The sequence below is a fragment of the Aldersonia kunmingensis genome, assembly GCF_001646865.1.
GTDB lineage: Bacteria > Actinomycetota > Actinomycetes > Mycobacteriales > Mycobacteriaceae > Aldersonia > Aldersonia kunmingensis.
In genome coordinates, this window is the sequence record NZ_LRRB01000096.1 from 1 (window position 1) to 3,571 (window position 3,571).

A 3,571-nucleotide genomic window follows, 5' to 3' on the forward strand; every position below is an offset into this window, starting at 1 on the left:
CCGAAGCACGCAGAAGGATTTCGGCCCGCCACACCCAAAATCTCGGTCAAGTGCGCCCGTACCCGGGTCACCTCAACTTGTCCCGACTGGTCCGATACCTCGCGTGTGGGGAGCACAGCTGCGACGGCCCGTCATTCCGCTAGTCCGTGGGCGTGTGCAGGTTCGTCAAGTCGTAGTGCAGAGTGGCAGTGCGCAGGGCCTTGTGTGCCAACCGCACCATTATCCGCTGCAGCACAGGATACTTTCGATCGATCAACCGGCCTGCTGCGGTCGACTCGTCGCCGGTGAGGAGCCGCGCCGTGGCTGACATCGGCGGCCCGGTCGGCCGCCCCGACCAGGTGCAGGGACGGATCCGTACATCGGGAAAGTTGCGCAGCCGCTTGTTCTTCGATGCCTTCGCCGGGGTGCGGAAATAGGCACGATCACCCGTCACCGCGATGTTCATCGGGGTATCGACCCAGCTGCCGTCGCGTTTGCGGGTTTGCAGGAGGACTACCTTCTCTTCGACGAACGCGGTCAACTCCGGTGGCACCGGTTCGGTCACGTTTCCCCCTCCGTGGAAGACGATGCACCTCTGAAGCGTTCCGTAATCGGCGCGGTCGGTCAACCGGCAACTATCGGCGCCCGAAATCATCGAACGCAACCAACTGGAACCGACCGCCCGATCGCGCCGAGGCGAGGATCCCCCGTCGCCTCCGTCGGATCGCCCCGACATTCTCGCCCGGCAAGACTCGGGAATGCATACCGTCGGGGCATGGCAGAACAGTCGCCGGCTGTCGCAGTCCCGCCGATCCGGTCCGCGCGTCGCTCGACTCCATCGAACTACGGCCCACCGAAAACGGCACGACCGCAGCCTTCGTCCTCGGCAAAGACGCACTGGTGGGATGGAGCGTCCGCTTCGTGGCGCAGCCACTGCTTCGACAATCGGACACACGGCCGTGACCATCTCGGGAACCTGTGTCCTGCAAGTGGATCTGTTCACCGTAGATACGAACCAGGACGGGAGTGGCCCGCACACCCCGCATCGGCTGACCCCCGACGCAGACCCATCGACGATCATCGAGGTTCTGAGCCATCCGAGCAGCGACGCGATCGCACAGTCCTTCATCGGAATCCGGGCCAACGCTCCCACCGTCACCATCGATGCCTCCGCCGAGGAGCAAACGATCAGCGTTGCGATAACAAACTGAGCTCACGTCCCCACCATTCCCGCACCACGAGGTCATCGACACGGTCCTGCGCTCGATACGCGAACTACTCACCGGCACAGCCGAATCCCTTCCCTACCGCGTGGCCGGCATCCTGCTGCTGCTCTACGCCCAGCCCCTGACCAAGATCGCCGCACTACAGACCACCGACATCATCGATACGCCCAGCGGACTGCGTCTCGCGCTCGGCAAAGAACCCGTACCGCTGCCAGCCCCCTTCGCCGAGCTCGTCGAGGAGCACCTCACACACCGACCCAACCTGCGGACCAGTGCAGGGACCACAAGCGCCTGGCTCTGCCCGGGGTATCGGCCAGGCACCCACCTGCATCCCAACACCCTCATGGACCGACTCCGCAGCCTCGGGGTCGACCTCCTCGGCGCCCGCAACACCGCAATACGCGCCCTCGTCACCGAGGTACCGCCACCGCTGGTCGCCGAGATGCTCGGCTACAGCTACGCCGTTGCCCACCGTCACGCCGCGATCGCTGCCGACCCATACGCAAGATACGCCGCGACGCGACGCCAATCGGACGACAAATCTCCCCCCGCGGAGCAGAAAAAAATGAAGGTCATAATTGCGCGACGCAGGTTGGAACTGTCGCCAGATCAGTACGCTGAAACGTGATCGTTCAAGTCACCGATGGGCGCGACCGCGCGCCCCTGACGACCGTCGTACCAGACTGCGATGTTGTCCTCGATGCACGGGCGCAGAATGCTCCCCACATCTCCCCACGGCCAAGCGATTCCGGCGTCGCCAACAGAGTCTTGAACGCTGTCGGCGATATTGCTGACGATTGTGTCCTGATCGCTGTCGAGTGACGCGCCTGTGTGGCCGCCCAGACCGTTCGGCGCCCGATCACGCGGCGTGACATTGGTGAGAATTAGAACTGTCCCAAAGACTTCGTCGTACTCGCCGACCCAGTGGACGTGGTCGAGGTGCCCACCGTACTGGCGGACGTGAAGGTCGTGTCCGAGACGGTGTACGGCTGCCAACCAATCGTCAGGCAGATCCGCAGTGAGATCAGTGATCCCCCTCGCCGGCGTCCACACAGCCGTCAATACCTGCTCGCGCCGGTCGAACAACCAGGGGTTCCGCACAGAATCAACACTAATGCCGACCGCCCCGGCCGACCGCTTCGCCACTTCGATAGCACCTGAGAGCCGTACCGCCGGGTGAATATGTCGCGATCAAGTATGCAGGCTTACCAGTAAGCCCGGTTCATCACCTCTCCGTGTGACTAATGGTGACGTTGATCGGACTCGACGTGCTCTCAGTACACTTCTTCATGTCAATGAGCTTGCATAGATTGCCAATCTCGATGACGGGCATGCCCTTTCGGTGCCAGACACTGACTCCACGTTCCTCGGAAGTGCGGGCGGACAGGAGCAGTCCATCGCGCGTTGGCCATTGGATGTAGTCATCGAGGACTTGGTTCTGAAACTCGTCGGCGAGTCGATAGGTCGCCAGCTGTGGGTCGAGGTCCGTAGGCAGGCCAAATCCGTAAAGGTCCTGGCCGCGCCTAGAAATCATCACAACGAGGCCTACGACCGTGTCCGGACTCGCGACACGCTGCCGCACGGTCCAGGTCAAACTCTGGTAGTCCGCCAGCATGTCGAAGCATTCAACGTCCCGTGCGACCGCTGCCAATGAATTTCTCAGCAGCGCAATCAGCTCTTTCGCTGCGGAGAACTCGAAATGTAGGTTCCATCGAGCGTGAAAGCCGCTTCCCATGCACGCCTCCCTTCGCTCGTCCTTCATCGCACAGTCGCCCCGACTGCTCGGCGTACACCACCAGGGTGGACACTATGACGTGGCCCTTTCTGCAACAGTATTCAAAGTCGAACTTGGCGTCTCCGATGTCGATCACGGCTACTACGCCGATCACACGCTGACCGTGGCCCGTCATCCCAGTGAGACCGATGAGCGGATGGTGGTGCGATTGTTGGCGTTTGGGCTGCGCGCTCACCGACTCAGCGACGTCGACGGTGAGTTGGCGTTCGGGGCGGGCCTGTCCACCCCTGGCGTACCGGACTTGCGGCTCGCCGACTACACCGGCCGGATCCTGGAGTGGATCAACGTCGGCCAGCCCGACGAACGCGCCTTGGGCAAGGCGGCCAGCCAGGCCGACCAGGTGCTGCTGTTCCCGTTCGCCGCCGGCGTGGCCACCTGGTGGCGCACCATCGGCCCCAAAGTAGCGGGGCTGCCGAACCTATCGGTGGTGCAGATACCGCACGCACCGGTGCAGCAACTGGCCCAGACTGTCGATCGACGGGTCTCGGCGCAGGTGATGGTGATCGAAGGTCAGGTGACGATGACCGTAGGCGGAGTCGACGTCACCTTCACGCCCGAGCCATTGCAGTGA

At 63.0% G+C, this 3,571-nt stretch carries 6 protein-coding genes; 3 read left to right on the forward strand and 3 right to left on the reverse strand.

Going from position 1 to position 3,571, the window contains the following annotated elements:
- Positions 1-139: 139 nt before the first annotated feature.
- The gene (locus tag A8G08_RS07155; protein WP_068272062.1) at positions 140-544 is read right to left on the reverse strand and encodes a PPOX class F420-dependent oxidoreductase; all 405 of its coding nucleotides are present in this window, start codon (positions 542-544) and stop codon (positions 140-142) included.
- Between the two features lie 394 nt (positions 545-938).
- On the opposite strand from A8G08_RS07155, the gene A8G08_RS07160 reads away from it, so the two are divergent.
- Together A8G08_RS07160 and A8G08_RS07165 are read left to right on the forward strand one after the other, a co-directional pair.
- Positions 939-1,190: a hypothetical protein gene (locus A8G08_RS07160; protein ID WP_068272053.1), complete on the forward strand. Its 252-nt coding sequence runs from the start codon at positions 939-941 to the stop codon at positions 1,188-1,190.
- A gap of 100 nt (positions 1,191-1,290) precedes the next feature.
- Entirely contained in the window at positions 1,291-1,833 is a 543-nt protein-coding gene (locus A8G08_RS07165; protein ID WP_068272056.1) for a hypothetical protein, read from the forward strand.
- Here A8G08_RS07165 and A8G08_RS07170 read toward each other — a convergent pair.
- The gene (locus tag A8G08_RS07170) at positions 1,815-2,306 is read right to left on the reverse strand and encodes a hypothetical protein (protein WP_157108444.1); all 492 of its coding nucleotides are present in this window, start codon (positions 2,304-2,306) and stop codon (positions 1,815-1,817) included. The genes A8G08_RS07165 and A8G08_RS07170 overlap by 19 nt on opposite strands.
- A gap of 124 nt (positions 2,307-2,430) precedes the next feature.
- Positions 2,431-2,940 (reverse strand): hypothetical protein, encoded by a 510-nt coding sequence (locus A8G08_RS07175; RefSeq protein WP_157108445.1) that lies wholly within the window; start codon positions 2,938-2,940, stop codon positions 2,431-2,433.
- 79 nt (positions 2,941-3,019) lie between these two features.
- Between A8G08_RS07175 and A8G08_RS07180 the strand changes: the two genes are divergently transcribed.
- On the forward strand, positions 3,020-3,571 hold the full coding sequence (locus tag A8G08_RS07180; protein ID WP_068272068.1) for a YaeQ family protein: 552 nt from the start codon (positions 3,020-3,022) through the stop codon (positions 3,569-3,571).

Coding starts and splice junctions, on each gene's coding strand:
- A8G08_RS07175 (WP_157108445.1), bottom strand. CDS start 2,940: ATGGGAAGCGGCTTTCACGCTCGATGGAACCTACATTTCGAGTTCTCC.